Origin of the sequence: Acinetobacter gandensis (genome assembly GCF_001678755.1) — a bacterium.
GTDB classification, from domain to species: Bacteria; Pseudomonadota; Gammaproteobacteria; order Pseudomonadales; family Moraxellaceae; genus Acinetobacter; species Acinetobacter gandensis.
Map to the genome: position 1 here is coordinate 168,619 of NZ_LZDS01000025.1, position 25,228 is coordinate 193,846.

Consider the following 25,228-nt stretch of genomic DNA (forward strand, 5'->3'; position numbering starts at 1 on the left):
GTATTAAATCATTGAAAAATATAAAGGCTACTTTTATTGTATTGATATTCATCAATATAAATTAAGCAAAACGCATAACGGTAAAGCCCCTAATGATGCACTTTACCGCTGCATAAAAAGATTATTTGCTGACTGTGCTCATAAAACTGACCGCTGCAAATAACCAAATAAAGAGTACAAAGCTACGACCTTGATTGAAATGGGTAAGCTCTGTTCCATGTAAAATATTATGGCGCGTCATCGCAACTGTTGAACTGCTATCCATTTGATAAGCAGCCAATTCAGCAAAATAATGATTCAGTTCATTGGCAATTTTTGCTTTATGCCAAAGACTCTTAATTTCACTGCCTTTTAGACCGGGTACAATTTTATATACATCGACAAACTTGGTACCGCTCTGCTTTAAAAAGCCCGTTTGAATCAGTACATCAGTTAAAATGCCTTCTAACTGTGCATACAAGACAGGGATACAACCGGCATGGAAATTCAGCTTATACAGTTTAAAAGCTTCAAGTAGAACCAAACGACGTTGCGCTTTATTTTCACCAATCTCTAAGGCATCAAAGGCTTTCAACATTTCTGTCTGAAAAAACTCGGTGTTAATCGCATCGAGTAAATGAAACTGTTTTTGATCTTCATGTTGATGCAGCAATTGCCAAAAGTACAACAAGTTTAAGGCGTCATTTGCCACTTTCATTTCTACAGGTTGATCAAGCTCATCGGCCAATACATCGAAGTAAGGTTCAGTTGTAGCCAAATCACGTAAAGTCTGAATCAGTAATGCATGTTCATCTGCCGAAATCTGCTCAAGGTATTGTTGTGCTTCTTTGACAATGTGCTGACCGAGTTGTTTATTACGCTGTTGATTTTGCGGAATACGGGTCACAGGCTGGTCGTCATCATAATCGTCGTCGTACATGGGCTTGTCACTCTTAAAGGCATCACAGATATGCCCTATTATCACTGTAATTAGCGCTGCAATATAGAAATATTTAGTTTTCAGAAGATTTCACTGATTCCCTTGTGCAAGTACTGGCTATCTCATGTAAAATTACAGCCCATTGCATACATACGAATGAGAGAGTTATATCCGTGCGTAATATTTTAGTCACTAACGCCCTACCATACGCCAATGGCCCGATCCATATGGGTCACTTACTTGGTTACATCCAGGCTGATATCTGGGTTCGTGCTATGCGTGCAATGGGTCATAACGTGACTTATGTATGTGCGGATGATGCTCACGGCACAGCGATTATGCTGCGCGCTGAAGCCAACGGCATTTCACCTGAACAGCAAATTGCCAATGTTCAAAAAGAACATGAGCGTGATTTTGCTGGCTTTAAAGTGGACTTTGACCACTACGACTCAACGAATAGTGCTGAAAACCAAGCACGTGCTTCAGAGATCTATCTGAAAAACCGTGATGGCGGCAATATTGCAGTACGTCCTGTAACACAGCTGTTCGACCCTGAAAAAGGCATGTTCCTGTCTGACCGTTTCATTAAAGGCACATGTCCGAAATGTAAAGCGGAAGACCAGTACGGCGACTCTTGCGAAGTATGCGGTACAACATATAACGCAACTGAATTGCTGAACCCTAAATCGACATTGAGCGGTGCTGCACCTGTTGAAAAATCTTCAGATCACTACTTCTTTAAATTGCCAAACTTTGGTGAATACTTACAAAAATGGACACGTGACGAAGGTCGTTTACCTGTATCCATTGCTAACAAATTAGATGAATGGTTTGAAGCAGGCTTGTCTGATTGGGATATTTCTCGTGACGCACCTTACTTCGGTTTTGAAATACCAGATGCGCCAAACAAATATTTCTACGTTTGGGTAGACGCGCCTATCGGCTATATGTCGAGCTTTGAAAACTACATTAAAACTAAACGTCCTAATTTAAGCTTTGACGATTACTGGAAAAAAGATTCTAAAAATGAGGTGTATCACTTCATTGGTAAAGACATCGTTTACTTCCACGCGTTGTTCTGGCCTGCAATGCTTGAAGGTGCAAACTACCGCACCCCAACAAGCTTATTCGTAAATGGTTTCTTGACTGTAAATGGTCAAAAAATGTCTAAATCTCGCGGTACGTTCATTAAAGCGGAAACATATTTAGAGCATTTAAACCCTGAATATTTACGTTATTACTTCGCGTCTAAACTTTCTGACAAAGTTGAAGATTCTGACTTGAACCTTGATGATTTCGTTCAGAAAGTAAACTCCGACCTTGTTGGTAAAGTCGTGAACATCGCAAGTCGTTGTGCAAAATTCATTAACACCAAGTTTGATAACAAACTTTCTGCAACATGTGCAGAACCTGAATTGGTGCAAAGCTTTATTGATGCAGGTGCATCTATCGCTGCGCAATATGAAGCGCGTGAATTCTCTGCTGCAATTCGTGAAATCATGGCACTTGCAGACAAAGCCAACCAATACATCGATGAGAAAAAGCCTTGGGCGCTTGCGAAAATTGAAGGCGAAGAACAACAAGTTCATGACGTATGTTCTGTAGGTATTAACTTGTTCCGTCAATTGGCAGTTTACCTTGCTCCAGTTCTTCCAACTTTGGCTGCTCAAGTTCAAGACTTCTTGAAGCTTGAGTCTTTCGACTTTGCTTCAGGCAAAACGATTTTGGTAAATCATGAAATTGCTCAATTCCAACCATTGATGCAGCGTGTAGATCCAAAAGCAGTTGCTGCAATGGTCGATGCATCTAAAGACTCTTTAGCTGCACCTGCTGAAGCACCAAAAGCTGAGAAGAAAAAAGAGAAGAAAGCTGAAAAGAAACCTGAGCTTAAAGTTGGCGAAGCTGAAATCATCGGTATCGAAGACTTTATGAAAGTTGACTTGCGTGTAGCAGAAGTTTTAGAAGCTGCTCACGTTGAAGGTTCTGACAAGCTTTTACAACTCACTTTAAATGTCGGTGAAGTTGAACCACGTAACGTGTTTAGCGGTATTCGTGAGTTTTACCAACCTGAAGACCTTAAAGGCAAATTAGTCGTAATGGTGGCAAACCTTGCACCACGTAAGATGCGTTTTGGTATTTCTAACGGTATGGTTTTAGCTGCGGGTAATGGCGAAGGTGTTTGGGTGATTTCACCTGAAACAGGTGCTAAAGCTGGCGATAAAGTGTCTTAAGATTTAGACACTTAGACAAAGCCCTGCTATATTTTAGTGGGGTTTTTTTATAGCTATAAATAATGAATAGATTGATAAAGTTTTTTTGCTTAGCTCTACCAATAATCTTAATAATTATTAGTGTACTAGCTACTTATTTTATTTTTACTAACAAAGCTTTTCAAATTGGAACAACCTTCTTGATTGATCCAAATTTAGGAGCTTCTTTAGGTAATTTGTATGGAGGACTTATAGGTACTCTCTTAAGTGCATCAAGTATATTCCTCTTAATTTATACAATTATTAATCAAAGAGATGAAACACAGAAAAATAATTTAAAGTCAAATTTTTTTAAAATGATTGATTATCACAACCAACATTTAATAAATATTTCTTTATCTACACCCAACCCAAAGAATCTATCAAAAGTAGAGAAAGAAACTTTTGTAACTTCTAAAATTCAGTTCAAAAGAATTGTACAAGCAATTAAAGAAATTTCTGTACAAGAAAATCTACAGAATCCACCCAAAGAAGGGAAAAAGGCTTTTGTAACCTTCAAAATTCAGTTCAAAAGAATTTTAGAAACAATTAAAGAAATTTCTGTACAAGAAAATCTACTGCTTAATGACTCAGAGATAATAGATATCTCATATGTTATTTTTTACTTTGGCATAGAAGGAAGCTGGACCACATTTATAACAAATAAGCTATCAAGATATAAAGGATTTAATGAAGAATTAGTTATCAAAATTCAAAACTCATTGATACAAAAAGATGCTACTGGTGGCTTGTTAAAAACAAACCAAACCCATTTAAGTTCTTATTTTAGAAATATGTACAATGCCATAAAAATGGTAGATGATTCTAAATGATTTAGAAAAATATGAGTTAATCAAAATTTACCGTGCTCAGCTTTCAAATCCTGAGCTTTATGTAATTTTTTTCAATGTTCTATCACGCTTTGGGAAAAAATGGCTCCAAAGTGATTTCATTAATAAATATGATTTTATCAAAAATATTCCATTTGAATATTGTGATGGATATGACCCTAAACATTACTTTCCATCTATCAAATTTGAAGAGGATGAATATTAATTAAAAATATTTGACGTAAAGCAGGGCGACATGGATGTCGCCCGTTCGTTAGGGGGCACACGGACGTGCCCTCTGACGAACAAAGGGGTTTTGTTACTTTTTATCCTTTAAAAGTAAGGTAAAAAGCATAAACATCATGCCTTACGAAGCAGTGCTTCTCATCTCCTAAAAGGAGAAGGAAAATTCATTGTGACCCCAATGAAACCATTCACTCCAAACTACTATAAAGCTTTAAGCATTCATTATGCTAAAAAGAGCTAAAACTAAAATTTTGACAAATCGCTCTATGAAAAAACTACTTATTTAAACTAAAGTAAATTTAATTTATTGATATTTCATTATCTTTATATAAAATGTGCTCGCTTTTTATAATTTATTAATCTTAGGGGTACAACATGAAAAAATTATTGGTTGCAGCACTAGCAGTTTCGACAGTGGCTTTCACTGGCTGTTCAATCCGTATGGCGGATATGACTGTAGCTTCTACAAAAAACTATAATTTAAACTCAAATCAATTCGTAAAAGGTCAGCGCGTTACTGGTGAAGATAAAGTACCAGTTGTGTTATTCCCACTAGGTATTCCAAATTTCAAAACAGCAATTGACCGTGCTATCGAAAAAGACCGCTGTGCAGTTGCACTTTCAGACGTTGTTATCACTCAACTAAACCAAGCATTCCTTGTTGGTCAAATTGGCTATCGCGTTGAAGGTACACAAGTTATTGACCGTTCACAACCAGAATGCAACAAATAAAACTGAATAAAAAAGCCTCTATCAAAGAGGCTTTTTTGCTTCGTTCAATCACTTCATTCCAAAAATCAGCTTTAACCCAAGCACTGTCATCACTGCCCCAGCTGCCCGATCAAAACCCGCTTTAAACTTCAAATAAACTTTGCGTGGTTTTTCTGCCGATAAAGCTACAGCGACCAATGAGCACCACCCTGCATCGATAAAGAAACACAAAACTGGCAGTACAAAGTAAAAATACGTCGGAATGTCTTTCGGTAAAAGTGCCGTAAAAATACTGGCTAACACAATTGCAATTTTAGGATTCGACAACTGAGTAATTAAACCAGTGGTAAATGCACGACGGAGTGACATCTGCGAGCTGCTGGCATCACCAGCTTCAATCGGTTCTTTGGCATGTTTAATAATTTTAAATGCCATCCACAGCAAATATAAACCGCCGCAAATCTTTAAAGCCAAATAGGCCGAAGGCACTGCCAATAAAAATGCCTGTAAACCAAGAACTGCAAGCAAACCAAAAATTGCTGCACCTGTTCCTGTGCCTAATGCAGTAAATAAACCGTGCTGACGTGAAATCGCAATTGAATTTTTCGCCACATATATTGATGTAGGCCCAGGACTCATTGCACCTAACATCAACGCAGCTGCAATTGAGCCCAATATCCAAAATGATTCCACAGTTACACCGCTTACATATAATTTCGAGGCAATTTTACCGAGAGAAACTCTGAATTTCTCCCTATAATTTGCAAGGAATCATTCAATTGACCAAATTTTTCACTAAAAAAGTATTGAATGACCGATGAAACCCAAGCATGATCAATGAAAGTACAGATAATAAAAGACTGAAGATGAAATTAGCTGAAGCCTTACTCTTACGTAGTGATCTACAAACCAAGCTTGCCTCACTACAACAACGCATCAATAACAACGTGCTTATACAAGAAGGAGATGTGCCGAGTGAAGATCCAAATGCATTAATTCAGGAAGCATTTGCAGTCAATACTGAGTTGCATGGTCTGATTGAAAAAATTCATGCCACCAATGCACAGGCAAAAACCAGTACAGGTCGTTCGATGCTTACTGTACTAAATGAACGGGATTTATTGACCCAACAACATCGGATATTGCAGCAAGCCATCGACAGCTCTCGTCGTGAAAATGGTCGTTATAGCTCAAGTGAAATTCGTTGGTTAAAAACCATTGCTGTGGCTGACTTACAAAAGCAAGCGGATGGTCTGAGCCAACAATTACGACAAAATAATTTAGAAATTCAGGCCTCTAATTGGCAAATTGACCTGATTTAAAGATTTGAACTTCGGTTCATACCAGTTCGGACATACTGGGCGAGTACAGAGCCTTTTTTTAATGTTTGTAAGGCTTTAATACAACAAACATCTATGCAGAAGTAAGACGTCTACTTCAAAACTTTACTGGTCTGACGTAGCACACTGCATCTGTGACACTTTACCCGTCACGTCTCACTACCATGTACTGACAGTATGTCCACTTTTTCTCATACTTTTAATTGCGTAGATATCTTAATCATCCGAAGCCGCAGCTTCATTTAAAGCGACATCTTCTTTAGGTATTTTATAGTCTTGCTCATACACAGGTACGCCGCCAATAATCATGGCACGATTATCTGTTTTCGGGCGATGCAGTTCATCAGTGGTATCACACCCCACCAAAGCTACACTGCCAAGCAATACTAGGGGCACGACCATCAGGGATAATTTGCTCATTTCCCAACCCTCCATTTTTATATTTATCATCGTTCTGATTTGAGCATAGCACTTTTGTATATCTTTTCATCATTTTTTTAATGGCATGAAGCTATTGAATTGTCAGCAAAAATGACTGATGAAATAATCCATACAGCTGATTGGTTAAAGCAAATTAAGTCATTCATTTAATAAAAGATTGTTAACCCAAACACGCATTAGACCTGAGCTTTAGTTTTTTTATTTACAAAACTGCAATCTAAATTCATTTTACTTCGGACACTTTTGTCCGTTTAATGCGCGTATAAATATCAAACGATAATGAAAAAGATAATGTCTACACGCCAACAACTCGCTGCCCAAAATCGCGAAGAGCTGCTGAATGCTGCGATTCATGTATTTCGCATACATGGCATTAATGCGCCCTTGCAATTAATCATGGATCAAGCCAACGTTGGACGTGCAACCTTCTACCGTAACTTTAATGATCGTCGCGACTTGGTACTGGCCTTAATGGAAGATGCACTAAACCGCCTGGAAGCGAGAGCCAACAATTATGCCCAATTTGAAGATGGCTTTATTCGGCTGATACAAGACCATATTTATAATATCCCCTATCTCACAGCGCTCATGGAGTATTGGCGGGTCATCGACCGAGCAGACCCTGTGATGATCGAGATCTACCAGCGACGCGATGCGATATTGCAGCCACTGATTGATCAGTCGATTGCCAATGGTACCTGCCGCACTGACTTCAAAACTGCAGACTATTCCATGGTGACGTCCATCTTAAGATCCGCTTTACAAGGCCATACCGAAGCAGATCAAGAGAAACTGGCCAAACGTGCGGTTGAATTTTTACTCCATGGTATTTGTGGATAATACTTATGGCAGACCAACCACGTTTACTTGAACCTGCACCCGACTGGACAGCGGAGGAAAAACCAACGCTGCCCGGCTCCCCTGCAGCGATTGCTCATCCGACCTACAAGCGATATTTATATTTTTTTATTGGGTTGTTTGTTGCTATATCCGGTAGCTTAAGTAATGGTTTCATCACCGCAAATTTACCACTTTTACAAGGTGAATATGGCCTCACACCTGCCGAAGCCGCATGGATTCCTGCGGCTTATGTCATGGCCAATGTCAGTTCCAACCTGATTTTATTTAAAGCACGGCAGCAATACGGCCTCCGGCTTTTTTCAGAAATCGGCTTGGTGCTGTTTATTGGCGTGATGCTGCTACATCTGTTTGTACATACCTATGAAATGGCGATTTTTGCTCGTGTTATTAGTGGCTTATTGGCTGCTCCGCTAAGTTCGCTGGGTATGTATTACATAATGCAAGCATTTCGGCGGGCGCATTTTGGTCGTGCCATTTATATGGCACTGGGCTTTCAACAACTCGGTATTCCGTTAGCATGGATCATGTCACCGTATCTGGTCGATGTGAATGACTGGCGCATTTTCTATACTTTTGAACTCGGCTTAGCACTGTGCTGCCTCGCAATGGTGGTGTCACTCAAACTACCCCGCAGCCTCAGAATTGCAGTGTTCGAATATCAAGATTTATTTACTTTTGCGTTACTGGCTACCGGTTTCGCTTTGCTATGTATTGTGCTGACTCAAGGGCCTATTCAGTGGTGGTTTGAGGCTGACTGGCTGGCTTACTTGCTCATTGCTGCGTTTATTATGATTGTCGTCGGTTTGACCTATGAACATTTTCGCGTTAACCCCCTGATTGTGACCCGTTGGCTCGGAACTTCCTCCACTGTGCGGTTTATTATCGGGGCATTTGCCATTCGCTTTTTAATGTCCGAACAAAGCTATGCTGCGGTGAATTTTCTTAAAACTATGGGTATGGGTCCAGATCAGTTTGTCTCATTTTATGTGGTGGTGCTAGTCGGGATTGTTTCAGGCACAATATTCAGCGCCCTGACTTTTTCCAAAGAAAAAATGGTTTTTCATCTGCTCGGTGCCGTCATTCTTGTTCTATGTGCTTGTGCTTTGGACTATCACCTTACGAGTGATGTACGTCCACATGACTTTTATCGCAGTCAGTTTTTAGTCGGCTTTGCTAGTGGTATGTTTATTGGGCCATTGTTACTGACGGGTATTATTAGTGCCTTACAAAAAGGGCCATCACATATGGTCACGTTTATTGTGTTGTTCTCCGCAACACAAACCTTTGGCGGATTGGTTGGTTCATCGTTCTTTTCTACCTATCAACAAATGCGTACCCAAACCTATCAAGCGCAAATTTACAATGATTTATCTCAAACTACGCCACAGGTGGATCAACGTATACAAGTGCTCACGCAAAGTGCACATCAGTATTCACTCGATCCTACTCTTGATCATCAGCAAGCCATGCGTACTTTAAATCAAAGCATAGGCCGTGAAGCACAAGTTCGCGCTTATAACGATGTGATCTTTTTAAATGGTATTTTTGCTGTCTTACTACTGTTTTGGGGATTATTTGTCATTGCGATCAATAAATATAAAACACGACGACAATTGAGCAATAGCAGTTAGCTAGAAATGAAATATTAACCATTACATAAATGAAGAAATTTGAAAATATTGAGAACAACATGAGCGAACAACAGCAAACACCCGATATGAATGAAGTCAAAAATGCTGCGGTAAATCCTGAAAATACTGTGCCGACACCAGCACCATCAAGTAAATTGATTTCAACAGGTAAACGTACCTTAATTTTAATGTTAATTGTGCTTTTGATTGGTATTGCGCTGATACTTTGGGCATGGAAGCTCGGGCCATTTCACAGCAACATTCAATCGACTGAAAATAGCTATGTGAAAGGTAAAACCACCGTGCTGTCGTCTCAGATTAATGGCTATGTTAAAGATGTATTAGTGACAGACTTCGATCATGTCAAAAAAGGTCAAGCCTTAATGCATATTGATGCCACCACATATGATCAAAAAGTAACGCAAGCAGAATCAGGCGTTGAACAAGCTGAAAACTCTTTGGCCAATCAAAGCCAAGCGATTGAACAACGTAAAGCAGATGTGAGTGCAGCAGAAGCCAAAGTCGATCAAGCTCAGGCAGCCTATGAGCTTGCTGTTGCACAGATGAACCGATACCAACAACTCGGTAACAGCGGTGCAGCTTCTAAAACAGAACAAGACAAAGCTGCTGCCGATGCAAAAAACAGCTTAGCCTTATTACATCAAGCTCAAGCCAATGTACTCGTTGCAAATCAAGCTCTAAAAACGGCACAAGTCGCAGCAACAGGACTTAAAGCGCAAGTGAATAGTGCTAAATCGCAGTTTGATCAAGCCGTCACCACGAAAGATTACAGCATTATTGTGGCACCGATGGATGGGCAACTGGGTGAAGTGAGTCCACGAATTGGCCAATATGTTGCTGCGGGTTCACAATTAATGTATTTAATTCCACAACAACGCTGGGTGACTGCCAATTTTAAAGAAACCCAAATTGCGGATATGCGTATTGGACAAAAAGCATGGTTCACTGTTGATGGGATGAAACATCAAAAATTTTATGGCAAGGTCGAGCAAATCTCGCCTGCGGCTGGCTCAGAATTTAGTGTGCTGAAAGCGGATAATGCCACAGGTAACTTTACCAAAGTGGTGCAACGCATTGCAGTCAAAATTGCAATTGATCCCAACCAAGCCGGCCTAGAAAATTTAAGACCCGGCATGTCGGTCGTCACTTCGGTCGATGTCGCCAATTAAACAAAGAAATTTAAAAATGTTGGCTCAAATTCGAAGCGGATAAACAAGTAAATATGATTTCATTGTATTTAAAACTGATGTAAAACTTTGCGATTTTATTTATAGCCTGATTGTATGCAGTTTCTGACAAGCTCTATGCTCTGGTAACTTATATGAGGCTAGCGCACGCTAATCGCTTTTCACACCACATTTGCTTTTATTAACAAGTTAAGGGATTGTCATTTCAATGTTTGAATCTATTGCCCAAGCCATTCCAACAGATACGATTGTTTATGGTGGCGTGGTCATTCAGATTAAACGCCTAGACTTAGTTCATCCGCAGATTTCAGGCAACAAGTTTTTCAAGCTGAAATATAATTTTATTGAAGCGCAAGAATTGGGCTTGAGCAAAATCTTAACCTTTGGTGGCGCTTATTCCAATCATATTGCTGCAACTGCCTTTGCAGCCCATCAGTGTGGTTTTGACAGCATGGGCATTATTCGTGGCGAAGAATTAGCTAACCAGCCTTTAAATCCCACCTTAGCAACGGCACAGCACTTTGGTATGCAATTGCAATTTGTCTCACGCCAGGCCTATCGAGAAAAAACCAATTCGGCATTTTTAGCCCAATTACAACAAGATTACCCTGCGCATTATCTAATTCCTGAAGGCGGCACCAATGCACTTGCAATACAAGGTTGCCAAGAAATTTTAACGGCTTCAGATTTAACCGATTATGATTTGATTTGCTGCGCTGTCGGCACAGGTGGCACCATTACAGGCTTAATTGAATCCAGTGCTAAACATCAACATGTTTTAGGGTTTTCTGCATTGAAAGGCGATTTTCTACAGCGTGACGTAGCTCAGCTCACTTCAAAAACCAACTGGAACATTCTTGATGACTATTGCTGTGGAGGTTATGCCAAAACCAATGCGGCACTTTTAGATTTTATTCAGCATTTTGAGCAGCAATACAATATTCCCTTAGAACAGATTTATACCGGAAAAATGCTCATGGGCATCTTCGACATGATTGATCAAGGTCGAATCCAACCACAACAAAAATTGTTGGTCATACATAGCGGTGGATTACAGGGAAAATTGAAAGGTTCAACCTAAACGTGGAAAAGAGTATAATCCTGCGTCCTTTCTCCCACGCAGGAATATGCCATGTCCCAAAATCAATATGATGTCCTCATCTTAGGTGCAGGTGCATCCGGTTTAATGACGGCATATAAAGCAGCGCAACGTGGCCGCAGAGTTTTAGTGGTAGAGAAAGCCAATAAAGTCGGTAAGAAAATTTTGATGTCGGGTGGTGGTAAATGTAACTTCACCAACCTCTATGTCGAACCTGAAAATTATATTTCGCATAATCCACATTTTGTGATTTCTGCTTTGTCGCGCTACACCAATTGGGACTTCATTGGCATGGTCTGCGAGTACGGGATTGAGTATGAAGAGCGTAAACACGGTCAGCTGTTTACCCAAAATGGTGCAAAAGAAATTTTAGCCATGCTATTGGCAGAATGTGACAAAACAGGCTTGGTCGACATTAAAACCAGTTGTGAAGTGAAAACTGTCAATGCCATTGAAGATCATGGCTTTCAGGTCGTAACCACACTGGGTTATTTTGAAGCTGAATCTGTGGTGATCGCAAGTGGTGGTTTATCTATTCCAACCCTAGGTGGTTCAGGCATTGGCTATGAAATTGCCAAACAATTTGGCCATTCGGTTTATCCAACACGTGCTGGTCTTGTACCGTTTACCTTCTCCGATGGTTTCAAAGAAGTGACCACACGCCTCAGTGGTAATGCGGTTGAAGCGACGCTATCAAATGAATTAAACAGTTTTACTGAAGCCTTGCTGTTTACCCATCGTGGTTTAAGTGGCCCAAGTTCATTGCAATTATCAAATTATTGGGATGTCGGCCAGCGTTTCAATATTAACTTCCTCCCTGCCCTCGATGTATTGGCATTTTTGAAGGCTAAAAAAGTCAGTCAACCAAAAGTGTTATTACGTACCTTATTCAATGAACACTTACCAAAAAGCGTGGTAGTTGAATTACAAAGCCTGATTTGGGCAGAACAAGCTGAACTGGCGATTGGTAATATCAGTGACGAAAAACTTGAACACATTGCTGGTCGTTTAGAAAACTTTGAAGTAAAACCTTCGGGCACTGAAGGGTATCGTACGGCGGAAGTGACATTAGGTGGTGTCGATACAACTGAAGTTTCATCAAAAACCATGGAAAGTAAAAAGCAAAAAGGCCTGTACTTTATTGGTGAGGTTTTAGATGTGACCGGACATTTAGGTGGTTTCAACTTCCAGTGGGCCTGGGCATCGGCACATGCCGCTTCGGAATATGTATAAATTTGAAATATAAAAAGGGCTGAATTATTCAGCCCTTTTGTTATGAAATCAACCGAAATGGTTTATTCCAAATAATCAGTTTTAAACAATGAAACTGAACTTGAAGATAGACGTTCAATCGTCTCATCCATTTTTTCCACTGCTTCTGAAATGTGTTGTGGTTGTGAATGTACACTGTTTTTAAAAGTTAAAATAATTTGATTAAACATCGAAAATACCCCCATTTTTTTCATTCCTTTGCGCTAAGCATAAAAGCTATATATGACAGCCTTATGAATCCTAAGCTTTTATATTTTAAGTAATATTTCATATATCACTATTACTAAAAATACCAAATTATGAACAATTTTCAACCATTATTTTTCATCATCTTTCAAGTGATGACTAACACTTTTATCTAATGGTGCAGTCTTATTCTCTGTTTGCGCGGTATTGGTGCGTTTTGGCTTGGCAAAAATAAAGCGTCGAGCACTTGCCAAGAATCCAACTGTTATGCCTGCAATGATCACTGGGGCTAAGAATTTATTTGGAGCTTTCGCCATAATCATGTCCTTTCTTAAATCAAAATCGACCACAAAGCGTGGCCGATTTTATATGAAATAAACAGGTTAATTTGGGTCATCCGGTTTTGGAGGAGTTGATGGCGCTTGCACATCCACGACATCCTTCTCGGCTTCACCAGTAGAACCAAATGGATTGTTTTGTGGTTTTTGCACAGGATTTACATCCAACTGATCAGGCGTTGCCGTTTCTTTTTCACTAACACCTGGTGCTGCATGTTGAATATTTGGATATCCATCATTTTGATTCACCTCCTGTGTGCCCACAGTTGCTGCTGAAGGTGCTGCTTGAGCAGTGGATGATGGGGCCACAGATGAATTAAATGTCGTTTTTGCCTTTGCTTGCGCTTGAACCGGATTTGGCTCATTGGCTTCACGTTTCGCTTTATCCATTAAGTCTGAAAGTAAGCGTTCTGCTGGGTTTCGACCACCTAAACCAAAGGCCAAGGCAAATGCAACTGCGACTGCCCCAAGGGTTAAACCGAAGGCCAAATTCACGATCGAATCGGCAATACCCATGGCACGTAAACCCATGGCAACCACTAAGCCCATGATAAGGACACGGACAAGATTACCTAACCAACGTGAACTGTTATATTCGCCACGTTGCACCACGTTCGCCACAATATTTGCCAGCCAGAAACCAATCACCAATATGACTGCTCCTAACAAAATACTGGCACCAAACTGGATAAACATAGCAATCAAGCCACTAATTTGCTCAAAGCCTAAACGGTTTGCCGCTTCGGATACCGCAAACAACATGGTAAAAAATACAATCAGATAGCCAACAATATCGGATAACTTGGTTGTACCGAGAAAGCGCTGCACATCTAGTTTTGCAGGAACATTATCCACACCTGTACCTGCGATCACGTCTACCACCAAACGCGCAACAAAACGTGAAACCACATAAGCCAAAATTAAAATTAAGCCCGCTGCAATAATGTTTGGAATAGCGAACATGATTTCATGCAGCATCGCTGTTGCAGGCTGTGAAATTGCCTGTATACCAAGGGCTTCGAATGCAACGATTAATGCCGTAATAATAATGATGGCAAAAACAAAGTTACCTAACACTTGCGCAAGATTGGCGCTTTTAAACATGCCAATTTTTTCGGCCTGTTGTTGCAAACTCAAACTATTAATCAAACCTTCAACGATGCCACGTACAATCTTCGCCAAGATATAGCCAATGAAGACAATCACGCCCGCAATGAAGATATTCGGTAAGTATGAAACAACTTCTGTCACCATATTTTGAATTGGGAACAGTAAGCCATTCAGTCCGAGTATCGAAAGTACAATCGGGAGGAATAACAATAAGATGAGCCAGTAGATTATTTCGCTGATATTTTGACTGATTGGACTCACGCCGACATCCGCACTGAGCTTTTCATCCAATTGTGTTTTGTTCAGTAGTTTCTGTGAACCGACTTTGACCAAGTTGGCCACAATCCAGCCAATAAAACCTACGGCAACTGCTGCGAGTAATTGAGGAATGAACAGTAAGAATTGTTGAATCATATTACTAAATGGGCCGCTGACACTGGTCAGATTCAACACATTTAGTGCACCTATGACGGCGATGACCAAAATAATCCAGAACACCACTCTGGAGACGATATTTTCAATATTGGAGCGGTGACCCGTTGCACTCGAAAGCTTTTGATTGGTTCCCAGTTTTTGCAGGACTTTTTTCACCCCTGCTGCAACCAGTAACGCAATAATCCAACCAACCAGCAAAATTGCCACTGCACTGAGTATGGGATGAAACTGCTCCCAATAATACATGGCATTAAAACGACCATGACCGGTAAAATCATTCATTCTTTCGCCCTCATTGTTATTACGTCGTGTGTTGTTATATACGTGTTATTTGCGATTAATCATTGTTGTCTCAAATCGCAAGAATTTGATCTGTATGAAAAGATCAATCTACTTTTCCACCTTAGGTTTTGCTTGTTTTTTATTCAACACTTGTATGCACAACTCCAACAAATGCTCACAATTGAATGCAAAAAAGCCCTAGATAAAACTAGAGCTTTCTTTTGTTACAAATACCGTTGTTAATGATCAGTTGCAGTTGCGGTATTTGAGTCATTGGCAACCGCTTCATCCCCTGGTGCACCAGATGTCGTATCATTTGCAGTGGCTGTTTGTGCATTTGGCGCTGGATGATTCGGCGGTGCATCCGAAGCCGATGGCTTCATGTCTGCAAACATATAAAACAGTAATGCAATTAAAAAGATACCCACTAAAATCAGCATGTACACTGGAATACGTTTTTTTTGAGTGTTTTCTTCTGAACTGGTGGTATGGGGCGGTTTATTAAAGTCATGTGTCATGTTCGCCTCACTATTTTTGTCCTTTGTTGATTTTTTATACTATCAAGACTTTTTAACCGATTGTGTGAAGAACATTTGCATTAAGTGAAAACATGTAACTTGGACTGTAATTAAGCTCATAACTCATGATTAAAATATGCCCCAACATGGCATTCGACTAAATCGCTGCCTTTGCCGATTCAAATGAGCTATAATCATGCACCTTATTTTCACCTGTTATCAAATCTATGGCGTACCATCAACAAGGTGTAACGCTTGATCTTGACACTGACGTCACTCATCAATGTTCCCTTCATTACACTCGTGATCAGCATCTTATTGGCATTATTGAATTTAGTAAGCCAAGTTATGTACTGAAATGGGGAGATTTAGAGTATTTCCGTCGCCGTACGGAAGAGCTTTCTGTTATGCCATTTCCTGAATGCATCAATGCTATGGTCATTGATATTCGGAATATTGCCGCATTTTTAGATAATGAAGTTCCGATTATTCCATGGCGTTTACTTGAAGAAGAATGTCCTATACGTTTGGTTGTACCCCAAGATCGTCTTGAACACTATGCTGGCCTATTTGAACCCACTTGGCTAACCTCAGATGTAGATACAGCTATACAGGAAATCCGTGAATTTATGGACATGTTTGTGCATTAATTTGGATATTCAACTAAAGTCGAATGCTAAAAACCTCCACTTGGAGGTTTTTTTATTGCTAAATAATTAAACAATATTTTTTGATAAAGAAATATTTACTATAAATTTTCAACCGCTTATAAATTAAATATAGCCCACTCAGCCGCATAAGGGGTAGATTGAATTGGTAACAATTCAGTAATACATAATGCTTGAGCCATGCTCAATTTATCCCCTAAGATGTAGAAAATGATCTGTTTTTATTGTTGCAACATTCTTAAAAACAACGCAATAAAATCAAAAGATTAATAAGATCATAAAAAGTGGATATTAAATCAGGGTACAAGGAGTTTTAACAATGACGTCAAAAAAACATTTAGCAACTTTATTCTGTGCAAGTGCGCTAACTTTAGGTATCACTGCCTGTAGCGATAACAAAGCACCTGCAACAGACAAAGCGGCTGGAAGCGAAGCTGCAGTTTCAGACTCTGGTACTTTAGATAAGATCAAAAAATCCGGCACAATTGTATTGGGATATCGCGACTCGTCTATTCCGTTTTCCTATATTTCAGATAACCCAAATCAACCTGTCGGTTATGCACATGATCTTCAACTTAAAGTGGTTGAAGCGGTCAAAAAGCAACTCAACTTGTCTGACTTAAAAGTACGCTATAACCTCGTAACTAGCCAAAATCGTATTCCTTTGGTGTCGAATGGTACAGTCGATCTTGAATGTGGATCGACAACCAACAACAAAGAACGCCAACAGCAAGTTGCATTTTCTACAGGTTTCTTTGAAGTCGGCTCTCGTCTCCTCACCGCAAAAGACTCTGGCATTAAAGATTTTGCCGACCTAAAAGGTAAAAAATTAGTAACTACGGCTGGCACGACATCTGAACGCTATATCCGCCAACATGAAAAAGAGCTGGGTATTGGTGAAGTTATCTCCGCTAAAGACCATGCCGAATCATTCTTAATGCTACAAAATGGTCGTGCAGCAGCATTTATGATGGATGATATTTTGCTTGCAGGTGAAAAATCTAAAGCCAAAGATCCAAACAAATGGGAAATTGTGGGCACAGCGCCAATTCATGAAATTTATGGCTGTATGATGCGTAAAGGTGATGCAGGCTTCAAACAAGTGGTAGACGATGCAATCAAAGCAACATATAGCTCTGGTGCAATCAACGAAATGTATAAAAAATGGTTCCAGTCACCAATTCCACCAAAAAATATTAACTTAAACTTTGAAATGTCAGACCAATTAAAAGCACTGATCAGCAATCCGCATGACCGTGACGAATAATTAACCCTTAACTTTCAAAATATAGCTTAAGCCAAAAGGAGTTTGGCTTAGGCTCAATTCAGGGGGGTCTATGAATTATAGTTGGAATTGGGGTGTGCTTTTCCAGTCAACTGGCGTCGGTGATTCCACCTACATTGGCTGGATTTTAATTGGTTTGGGATGGTTGTTTGTCATTGCCTTAGTGGCATGGACAATCGCAATGATACTCGGCAGTATCCTCGGCATTATGCGTACCTTACCTAGCCCTGTGGCGCGAGGCATTGGTACTGCTTATGTGACTATTTTCCGTAATGTCCCATTATTAATTCAGTTATTTATTTGGTTCTACGTGGTTCCAAATTTTCTACCGACACCCATCAAAAACTGGTGGATGAATGATCTTGGTGCAAATACTACCGCACTAATCTCAGCCAGTGTCGGCTTAGGTTTATTTACTGCAGCACGAGTCTGTGAACAGGTGCGTACAGGGATTGAAGCAATTCCACGCGGTCAAACCAATGCGGGTTATGCCATGGGTTTTAGTACGACACAGCTTTACCGCTACGTTATTTTACCGCAATCTTTTCGCACGATTTTGCCACCGCTCAGCTCTGAGTTAACCAACTGCGTTAAAAATACCTCTGTTGCATCTTTAGTGGGTGTTGCAGAAATTATTTCGCAGATGAAAACAATTAGTGAATACACGCAAAACACCATCGAAATTTATACCTATGTCACCATTATTTTCATCGTAATCAATATCTGTTTGATTGGTTTCATGAACTTGCTGGAAAAACGCTTACGTGTTCCTGGCCTAATTGCAGGAGATAAATAATGGATTGGCTTACTTCTTTTATACAAGACTTGCAATTGTCTGGCCCTGCACTTTGGCATGGTTTAAGTATTACTCTGAAAGTGGTTATTTCTGCCACAATTGGTGGAGTTTTGATTGGCACACTGTTAGCTTTAATGCGCTTATCATCAATTAAAGTGTTCAACATCTTTGCCAAAGGCTACGTTAACTTATTTCGCTCAATCCCTTTACTGTTGGTATTGATGTGGTTCTATTTTGCCGTACCATTTATCTATACAGGGATTACCGGCAATTACCTAACGATTGATACCGCATTGGTTTCCAGTATTGTGGCATTTATGCTATTTGAGGCCGCATATTTCTCTGAAATTGTCCGTGCTGGGATTCAATCAATTCCAAAAGGTCAAACCTCTGCGGCCTATGCCCTTGGCATGAGCTATAGCCAGTCCATGCGCCTGATTATTTTGCCGCAAGCCTTTCGCAAAATGACTCCATTGCTGTTACAGCAAACCATCATCCTCTTTCAAGATTCAACCATGGTGTATGCCATTGGATTACTCGACTTTTTCCGCACCAACTATGTCCGCGGTGACTTAATGTCATTACTCACGCAATATATTATTTTTGCAGGACTGGTGTATTTCACCATCAGTATGATTGCGACTTATGCAGTTAAAAAATTACAACGGAGGTTAAGTGTATGACCGATGCAAAAACAATGATCGACCTCCAAAATGTCAGTAAATGGTATAAAGATTTTCAAGTATTGACCGATTGCACCACGCAAATTAAACAAGGCGAAGTGGTTGTGGTTTGTGGACCTTCCGGCTCAGGTAAATCAACGTTAATTAAAACCGTGAATGGACTGGAACCCTTCCAATCCGGTCAAATACTAGTGGATGGCATTTCCATAAATGATGCAAAGACCGATTTAAATAAATTACGTAGCCGCGTCGGCATGGTGTTTCAGCACTTTGAATTATTCCCCCATTTGAGTATTACTGAAAACTTAACCATTGCCCAAGTCAAAGTATTAGGACGCTCAGAAGCAGAAGCCAAACAAAAAGGTTTAGCGTATTTGGAACGTGTTGGACTCAGTGCACACGCCAACAAATACCCTGCTCAGCTTTCAGGTGGTCAGCAACAACGTGTCGCCATCGCTCGCGCACTAAGTATGGACCCGATTGCCATGCTCTTTGATGAACCAACCTCTGCGCTCGATCCTGAGATGATTAATGAGGTATTGGATGTAATGGTTGGTTTAGCCAAAGAAGGCATGACCATGATGTGTGTGACGCATGAAATGGGTTTTGCCCGTCAGGTAGCGGATCGTGTGATCTTTATGGATCAAGGAAAAATTGTAGAAGACTGTACCAAAGACGAGTTCTTTAATACACCTCGTGGTGAACGTGCACAGCAATTCCTGAATAAAATTTTGCATTAAGTTACAGCGATGTTCGCGTCATACTACCTAACAAAAAAAGCTCATCTCAGGATGAGCTTTTTTATATAAACAGTGATAAAAAATGCAGCGAATTTACCAGTAGTTTTCTACTGCAATATTCCCCTCACCGCGGCGGTTCATGGTTAGCCCACGTGCTTTAAGTGCTGCTTTAGTGTCATCAACCATTTGTGGATTACCACAGAGCATGACATGAGTCGTATCAATATTAAATTCTAGCCCCGCAGCTTTTTCTAATTCGCCATTTTCAATGAGCACTGGCAAACGGTCATGCAAAACGGCATTTGGATCACGTGTAATAATTGGAATAAATTTAAATCCCTTATGCCCTTCACCAAAAGTTTTGGCAATTTCTTGAATCCGTTCTACATAAGCCAACTCTGATGCAGTACGTACACTGTAAACCAAATTGATCTTTTCGTATTTTGACCACGTTTCAAAGTCCTGCAACATCGATAAAAATGGAGCAAGTCCAGTTCCTGTACCTAATAACCACAAGTCCTTTGGCAATGGCAACTGATAACGTGCCAATGTTAAGAAACCATAAGGAATCTTTTCCAGATACAATTCATCGCCGACTTGTAGATGCTGTAAGTTCGAGGTAAATGCACCATCAGGCACTACAATCGAAAAGAATTCTAAAGTCTCATCAAAAGGAGATGACACCACCGAATAAGCACGAACCACCAATTCATCGCCCACTTTCAACCCGATTCGTGCAAACTGCCCAGCAGTAAATTTAAAATGTGCGGGACGCGTCATGGTAAAACTGAACAAAGTATTGGTCCAACGGTGTACAGATAAAACCTTTTCTAAGCTAAATTTTTCAATTGACATGATTTGAACGTGGCGTGACAGACTATGCTCATGTTAGCATGACAGTATAATTTATTAATATTTTTTAAATGTTAAGGTCCAATTCATGCGCATGACTTTACGCCAGTTGGCTGTTTTTGTAGCAGTCGCTCAAGAAGGTACCGTTACTAAAGCTAGTGATGCTGTCAAACTTACTCAAAGTGCAGCAAGTATGGCTTTGGCCGACCTCGAAGATGGTCTAGGTGCTCCGCTGTTTGACCGTCTGGGTAAACGCCTACAATTGAATGACTTGGGTCGATTCTTGCTCCCTCAAGCTTTAGAAATTCTTGGACGCTGTGAAGCATTCGAACAAGCAGCCAAAGGTGAATTGCAAAGTATTGATTTACGTCTAGGTGCGACCTTAACCATTAGTGACTACCTAATGCCAGACTTGATGGCGAATTTCTTACAAATTCAGCCGCAAGCACATTTACAGCTTCAAGTGGGTAATACACGCCAAATGATTGAAGCGGTGAATCAATTTCAATTGGATTTGGCATTAATTGAAGGTTCATGCCATCTGCCACAGCTCCAATGCATTCACTGGCGTGATGATGAGCTTGCTGTCTGTTGTTCACCTGAACATCCATTAGCAAAACTGGATCGTGCTTTAACCTCAGATGACTTTAATCATGTTGAATGGATCTTACGTGAAGAAGGCTCAGGTACTCGTGAAGTTTTTGACAATGCAATCTTAAAAGATTTACCAGATGCCAATATTCGTCTGACCCTAGGTCATAACGAGGCGATTTTAAAAATTGTCGCAGGCGGTCTTGGTATGTCGTGCATTTCTAAACTTGCAATTGAACCTTTACGCGAAAAAGGTCAATTGGTTGTGCTAGACACGCCATTCTGGCAGTTGGCACGTCCCCTGTTTATGCTTGTGCATCGTCAAAAGTATCAAGGGCCTGGACTAAAAGCCTTTATGCAATTCTGTGAAAAATAAAAAAAGCGCCTTAAGGCGCTTTTTTTATCTATTTTTAAATTGGCGTTCACATGGTTCGCCATCATTATTGCCGTCCATTTTCGTATTTGGACAATTATTATTAAAGAACACTGCTTCTTCGTATGAACGCATCTGACTGCAATGTGTACGTCCGTCACAACTGAACTTGGCTGGCGCTGCTTGTTGTACTGCTTGAGTCGATTTAGGTGTGACATCCACCACATCACGACGTAATTCACTCGTGCCTGTTCCATGCAAATTATGTAGACCTTGCTCACTCAGTACTTGGTCGGGTAAATCGCCCTGCGCTTTACGCTGTTCTTCTACAATCTGCTGTTGTTGCTGCATCAATTGCTGTGCGTGTAATTGCTTTTGTTCTCTATAGCCTTGATATTTGCCATAAACCATTACAGCAAGTACAACAATAATGACCACACCCACAAAACTGATGATTTTACTCAATGGACTAACTGAAGCAACTTCATAACGCGGTGAGGCTGAAATAGGCTCACGTGAATGATCTTCTACAATTGTTGATTGTAATGCTTGTTCTGTAGCTTGTTGTTGCTTTAAATCCAAACGAACAATATTGACCGCTTTAAAATTGCCTTGATCTTCAGAAATAAGGTATTTCACTTTTTCACCAAGCTTTAATTCAATATGGCGGCTTGGTATGTCCGTTACGTGGAAAAACAAATCTTTCACTTGTTCATTTTGTTGAATAAAGCCAAAGCCACGCTCAGCATTATAGCTTTTTATTTTCCCCTCTAAAAACATATGGCTATCCAATTTTTATAATGATTATATATTAATAAAAAAGAGGCGAAGCCGCCTCTTTTTTATCTATTTAAGCTGAACGCAAAGTTCACAAAAGCTTACTTGCGTAGATTACTCAATAAAGCAGAAGTAATAGATGTGTTGTTCGCTACAATTTTTGATTTTTTAGCACGTGTAGATTTATCTTCAGCACGTTCAATATTAATCGCTTTGTAACGGTCACCATTTTCAACGACATTGAATTGAACACGTTCATTACGCTTTGGTTCACCTTCTGCCGCAGGAAAATCGGAAATATGAAAGAACACTTCCCCTTCTGCTGAAGCAATAAAACCGTACCCTTTTTCAGAATTGTACTGTTTAATTTTTCCTTGATATAACTCTGACTTCATGCGCTTAGCCTAATATCTAAATATGATTGCTACATTATATAAAAAAGAGGCTATTAAAGCCTCTTTTTGATTTCAGTTTAAAATTAATCTTTTTGAACTGAACCGAAAATTTTATCACCAGCATCGCCTAAACCAGGAACGATATAACCGTTTTCATTTAAGCCGTGGTCAACGGATGCAGTAAAGATGGTAACGTCTGGATGCGCCTCTTCTACACGCTTAATACCTTCTGGTGCAGCAACAAGAACCATCACACGGATATCTTTACAACCACTTGCTTTTAGAACATCAATTGCAGCAACTAAAGAAGAACCCGTTGCTAGCATTGGATCGATAATCATGGCTAAACGGTTTTGAACGTCTGGTACTAATTTTTTATAGTAGGTACGTGCTTCCAAAGTTTCTTCATCACGCTCTAAACCTAATACTGATACTTTTGCACTAGGAATAAGGTTAAGAAATCCATCTAACATACCAATACCAGCACGTAGAATTGGCACAACTGTTATTTTTTTGCCCGCAATACGGTCTACAGTTACTTTACCATTCCAGCCATCAATTTCATGATCAACCATAGGTAAATCTTTAGTTGCTTCGTAAGTCAAAAGCATGGTGACTTCTTGAGCAAGCTCACGGAAGTTTTTAGTACTAATGTCTGCACGACGAAGTAAGCCGAGTTTATGTCGGATTAACGGATGACGGATTTCATGGATAGCCACGGGAGAACACCTAAAAGGTTAAGATAAAATTTCATCTATTATAAAGCTATTTAACAAATGTTAAAAATAAAAAAACCCCCATTGCTGGAGGCTTTTTTGTAATAACTGAATTAATTGCTTAATTCATTAGTTAAAACCGCTTTGAATCAAGCTCATGATGAACTGTTGAAGCTCAGGTGAGATTGCAAAGTATGCCACTTGAGATACTGCAATAATTGGATCTGGATATACACCGATCAACAAAACTAATGCAGCTGCACCAAGCACCATGATACCACCCACTTTTTGGCCCCAATGATCGACAGCATCGATACGTGGGTTTTCTGGTGGTGTCATGTACATTACAACCATTACACGTAGGTAGTAGTACAAACCAATACCAGAACCAAGGATTACCATTGCCGCTAAGAACCATGAACCACCAGCTACCGCTGTTTTGATGACAAGGAACTTACCAATGAAGCCAGCAGTTAAAGGAATACCTGCAAGAGACAACATCATTACAGTCAGTGTTGCAGTCAATACTGGACGACGCCAGAACAAACCACGGTACTCAGCAAGGCTACCTGCTTCATCTTTGTTGTTGTAAGGGCTAGACATTAATGTCACGACACCGAACGCACCGATTGTGGTTAATACATAAGTAATAACATATACGTTTACGCTGCTGAATGTCGCAAAGCCTTGTACTTGAACAAAGTCAGTATTACGAGCACTGATAATCGCCACAAGTAAGTAACCGAAGTGAGCAATTGAAGAGTATGCAAGGATACGTTTCAAGTTCACTTGACGTACTGCAAGCAAGTTACCCGCAAGGATAGACAAGACTGCAATGATCGTTACAATTGTGATGAAGCTGTCGGAAAGGATTAAGCCAGAAGCCAAGAAGTAACGAACGAATAGGCCGATCATTGCCACTTTAGCAACAGTTGCAAGGAAAGTCGCAACTGGCGCTGGCGCACCTGCATATACGTCTGGTGTCCATTTATGGAATGGCGCAAGAGACAATTTGAATGCAACAGCAAATACGATTAATGCAAGACCTAATACCACGCCAGGTTGGCTGAAGTTGGTAAACATTTTACCTGGTTCAGCAACGAATGACATTGTACCTGTGTAGGCATAAACATATGCCATACCCATTAACAGCATTGCAGATGCAGTTGCTGAAAGTACTAGGTATTTAACGCCCGCTTCAAGTGATTGAGAACGTTGATGTGTATATGCCAATAGGCCATATACAGGAATCGACATTAACTCAAGGCTGATGAAGAATGATGCATAGTGTGAACTTGCCACCATCAACATCGCACCAGTCACTGAACATAACATCAAGATGTATAGTTCTTCACGGTTGTCTTCATACTTTTCAATATAAGCATGTGACAAAGTACAGCAAGCAAGTGCTGCAACTAAAATCACAAACTGATACAACATCGTAAACGGATCTACGATGAATAAGTTCATTACGTTTGCAGGTGCATACTGCCCTGCAACCAGAACGAAAATAATGTAAAAGGCTGCAAGGTTCAGACCGATAACGGAAGTCGTTGCAACTAAATTGTGGTTACGCTTGATTGCAATTAGCAACATCACGACGATCGCAGTTAAAGCCACGATCATCACAGGAGCTAATGGCATAAGCTCAGAAAATGACATTGTGAAGTCCATGG

At 40.1% G+C, this 25,228-nt stretch carries 28 protein-coding genes; 16 read left to right on the forward strand and 12 right to left on the reverse strand.

Annotated features, from left to right (window positions below; translation table 11 throughout):
- Positions 1–121: 121 nt before the first annotated feature.
- Positions 122–919, reverse strand: coding sequence for a hypothetical protein (locus A9J31_RS09395; RefSeq protein WP_067764601.1), 798 nt, complete (start codon positions 917–919; stop codon positions 122–124).
- Between the two features lie 173 nt (positions 920–1,092).
- On the opposite strand from A9J31_RS09395, the gene metG reads away from it, so the two are divergent.
- The 4 genes from metG (at position 1,093) to A9J31_RS09410 (ending at position 4,976) form a co-directional block, all read left to right on the forward strand.
- Positions 1,093–3,150 carry a methionine--tRNA ligase gene (metG, locus tag A9J31_RS09400; RefSeq protein ID WP_067764604.1) on the forward strand — a complete coding sequence of 686 codons (2,058 nt, stop codon included), beginning with the start codon at positions 1,093–1,095 and terminating at the stop codon, positions 3,148–3,150.
- Between the two features lie 179 nt (positions 3,151–3,329).
- Positions 3,330–4,001, forward strand: a complete 672-nt coding sequence (locus A9J31_RS09405; protein WP_150922940.1) for a hypothetical protein — start codon at positions 3,330–3,332, stop codon at positions 3,999–4,001.
- The gene (locus A9J31_RS15590) at positions 3,988–4,224 is read left to right on the forward strand and encodes a putative phage abortive infection protein (protein ID WP_150922938.1); all 237 of its coding nucleotides are present in this window, start codon (positions 3,988–3,990) and stop codon (positions 4,222–4,224) included. The genes A9J31_RS09405 and A9J31_RS15590 overlap by 14 nt, the downstream gene beginning before the upstream one ends.
- 395 nt (positions 4,225–4,619) lie before the next feature.
- A complete protein-coding gene (locus A9J31_RS09410; RefSeq protein ID WP_067764607.1) occupies positions 4,620–4,976 on the forward strand; it encodes a hypothetical protein in 357 nt (118 codons plus the stop codon).
- Between the two features lie 48 nt (positions 4,977–5,024).
- Here A9J31_RS09410 and A9J31_RS09415 read toward each other — a convergent pair whose 3' ends face one another.
- Positions 5,025–5,648: a LysE family translocator gene (locus A9J31_RS09415; RefSeq protein WP_067764610.1), complete on the reverse strand. Its 624-nt coding sequence runs from the start codon at positions 5,646–5,648 to the stop codon at positions 5,025–5,027.
- Positions 5,649–5,821: 173 nt separating this feature from the next.
- On the opposite strand from A9J31_RS09415, the gene A9J31_RS09420 reads away from it, so the two are divergent.
- Positions 5,822–6,277 (forward strand): DIP1984 family protein, encoded by a 456-nt coding sequence (locus A9J31_RS09420; RefSeq protein WP_067765024.1) that lies wholly within the window; start codon positions 5,822–5,824, stop codon positions 6,275–6,277.
- Between the two features lie 234 nt (positions 6,278–6,511).
- Here A9J31_RS09420 and A9J31_RS09425 read toward each other — a convergent pair whose 3' ends face one another.
- Positions 6,512–6,715: an NF038215 family lipoprotein gene (locus A9J31_RS09425; RefSeq protein WP_067765027.1), complete on the reverse strand. Its 204-nt coding sequence runs from the start codon at positions 6,713–6,715 to the stop codon at positions 6,512–6,514.
- 312 nt (positions 6,716–7,027) lie between these two features.
- Here A9J31_RS09425 and A9J31_RS09430 point away from each other — a divergent pair, with 312 nt between their 5' ends.
- The 5 genes from A9J31_RS09430 to A9J31_RS09450 all read left to right on the forward strand — a co-directional run bounded on the left by A9J31_RS09430 (position 7,028) and on the right by A9J31_RS09450 (position 12,768).
- On the forward strand, positions 7,028–7,576 hold the full coding sequence (locus A9J31_RS09430) for a TetR/AcrR family transcriptional regulator (protein ID WP_067764613.1): 549 nt from the start codon (positions 7,028–7,030) through the stop codon (positions 7,574–7,576).
- A gap of 5 nt (positions 7,577–7,581) precedes the next feature.
- On the forward strand, positions 7,582–9,228 hold the full coding sequence (locus A9J31_RS09435; RefSeq protein WP_067764616.1) for an MFS transporter: 1,647 nt from the start codon (positions 7,582–7,584) through the stop codon (positions 9,226–9,228).
- 59 nt (positions 9,229–9,287) lie between these two features.
- On the forward strand, positions 9,288–10,418 hold the full coding sequence (locus A9J31_RS09440) for an HlyD family secretion protein (protein ID WP_067765030.1): 1,131 nt from the start codon (positions 9,288–9,290) through the stop codon (positions 10,416–10,418).
- 226 nt (positions 10,419–10,644) lie between these two features.
- A complete protein-coding gene (locus A9J31_RS09445; RefSeq protein ID WP_067764619.1) occupies positions 10,645–11,517 on the forward strand; it encodes a 1-aminocyclopropane-1-carboxylate deaminase/D-cysteine desulfhydrase in 873 nt (290 codons plus the stop codon).
- A gap of 51 nt (positions 11,518–11,568) precedes the next feature.
- Positions 11,569–12,768, forward strand: a complete 1,200-nt coding sequence (locus A9J31_RS09450; RefSeq protein ID WP_067764622.1) for a BaiN/RdsA family NAD(P)/FAD-dependent oxidoreductase — start codon at positions 11,569–11,571, stop codon at positions 12,766–12,768.
- Positions 12,769–12,830: 62 nt separating this feature from the next.
- Here A9J31_RS09450 and A9J31_RS15595 read toward each other — a convergent pair whose 3' ends face one another.
- From A9J31_RS15595 to A9J31_RS09465, 4 genes are all read right to left on the reverse strand, one after another.
- Positions 12,831–12,992 (reverse strand): hypothetical protein, encoded by a 162-nt coding sequence (locus A9J31_RS15595; protein ID WP_155857605.1) that lies wholly within the window; start codon positions 12,990–12,992, stop codon positions 12,831–12,833.
- Between the two features lie 132 nt (positions 12,993–13,124).
- The gene (locus tag A9J31_RS09455; protein WP_067764625.1) at positions 13,125–13,310 is read right to left on the reverse strand and encodes a hypothetical protein; all 186 of its coding nucleotides are present in this window, start codon (positions 13,308–13,310) and stop codon (positions 13,125–13,127) included.
- Positions 13,311–13,376: 66 nt separating this feature from the next.
- Positions 13,377–15,158 carry a mechanosensitive ion channel gene (locus A9J31_RS09460; protein ID WP_067764628.1) on the reverse strand — a complete coding sequence of 594 codons (1,782 nt, stop codon included), beginning with the start codon at positions 15,156–15,158 and terminating at the stop codon, positions 13,377–13,379.
- 239 nt (positions 15,159–15,397) lie between these two features.
- Entirely contained in the window at positions 15,398–15,676 is a 279-nt protein-coding gene (locus A9J31_RS09465) for a hypothetical protein (RefSeq protein ID WP_067764631.1), read from the reverse strand.
- Positions 15,677–15,903: 227 nt separating this feature from the next.
- Between A9J31_RS09465 and A9J31_RS09470 the strand changes: the two genes are divergently transcribed.
- The 5 genes from A9J31_RS09470 (at position 15,904) to A9J31_RS09490 (ending at position 19,848) form a co-directional block, all read left to right on the forward strand.
- On the forward strand, positions 15,904–16,326 hold the full coding sequence (locus A9J31_RS09470) for a hypothetical protein (RefSeq protein WP_067764633.1): 423 nt from the start codon (positions 15,904–15,906) through the stop codon (positions 16,324–16,326).
- Between the two features lie 337 nt (positions 16,327–16,663).
- The gene (locus A9J31_RS09475) at positions 16,664–17,611 is read left to right on the forward strand and encodes a transporter substrate-binding domain-containing protein (protein WP_067764635.1); all 948 of its coding nucleotides are present in this window, start codon (positions 16,664–16,666) and stop codon (positions 17,609–17,611) included.
- Between the two features lie 70 nt (positions 17,612–17,681).
- Positions 17,682–18,425 (forward strand): amino acid ABC transporter permease, encoded by a 744-nt coding sequence (locus A9J31_RS09480; RefSeq protein ID WP_067764637.1) that lies wholly within the window; start codon positions 17,682–17,684, stop codon positions 18,423–18,425.
- Positions 18,425–19,108, forward strand: coding sequence for an ABC transporter permease subunit (locus tag A9J31_RS09485; RefSeq protein ID WP_067764640.1), 684 nt, complete (start codon positions 18,425–18,427; stop codon positions 19,106–19,108). The genes A9J31_RS09480 and A9J31_RS09485 overlap by 1 nt, the downstream gene beginning before the upstream one ends.
- Before the next feature lie 14 nt (positions 19,109–19,122).
- Positions 19,123–19,848 carry an amino acid ABC transporter ATP-binding protein gene (locus tag A9J31_RS09490; RefSeq protein WP_171256689.1) on the forward strand — a complete coding sequence of 242 codons (726 nt, stop codon included), beginning with the start codon at positions 19,123–19,125 and terminating at the stop codon, positions 19,846–19,848.
- Positions 19,849–19,941: 93 nt separating this feature from the next.
- Here A9J31_RS09490 and A9J31_RS09495 read toward each other — a convergent pair whose 3' ends face one another.
- Positions 19,942–20,703 (reverse strand): ferredoxin--NADP reductase, encoded by a 762-nt coding sequence (locus A9J31_RS09495; RefSeq protein ID WP_067764653.1) that lies wholly within the window; start codon positions 20,701–20,703, stop codon positions 19,942–19,944.
- A gap of 85 nt (positions 20,704–20,788) precedes the next feature.
- On the opposite strand from A9J31_RS09495, the gene gigC reads away from it, so the two are divergent.
- Positions 20,789–21,667, forward strand: a complete 879-nt coding sequence (gene gigC / locus A9J31_RS09500; RefSeq protein ID WP_067764656.1) for a LysR family transcriptional regulator GigC — start codon at positions 20,789–20,791, stop codon at positions 21,665–21,667.
- Positions 21,668–21,691: 24 nt separating this feature from the next.
- On the opposite strand, the gene A9J31_RS09505 is transcribed toward gigC, so the two are convergent.
- The 4 genes from A9J31_RS09505 to nuoN all read right to left on the reverse strand — a co-directional run bounded on the left by A9J31_RS09505 (position 21,692) and on the right by nuoN (position 25,226).
- Positions 21,692–22,444, reverse strand: a complete 753-nt coding sequence (locus A9J31_RS09505) for a cold shock domain-containing protein (RefSeq protein ID WP_067764659.1) — start codon at positions 22,442–22,444, stop codon at positions 21,692–21,694.
- Positions 22,445–22,542: 98 nt separating this feature from the next.
- Positions 22,543–22,836 carry a cold-shock protein gene (locus tag A9J31_RS09510; RefSeq protein ID WP_067764662.1) on the reverse strand — a complete coding sequence of 98 codons (294 nt, stop codon included), beginning with the start codon at positions 22,834–22,836 and terminating at the stop codon, positions 22,543–22,545.
- Between the two features lie 83 nt (positions 22,837–22,919).
- A complete protein-coding gene (upp, locus tag A9J31_RS09515) occupies positions 22,920–23,555 on the reverse strand; it encodes a uracil phosphoribosyltransferase (RefSeq protein ID WP_067764665.1) in 636 nt (211 codons plus the stop codon).
- 126 nt (positions 23,556–23,681) lie between these two features.
- Positions 23,682–25,226 (reverse strand): NADH-quinone oxidoreductase subunit NuoN, encoded by a 1,545-nt coding sequence (nuoN, locus tag A9J31_RS09520; protein ID WP_067764668.1) that lies wholly within the window; start codon positions 25,224–25,226, stop codon positions 23,682–23,684.
- Positions 25,227–25,228 lie beyond the last annotated feature (2 nt).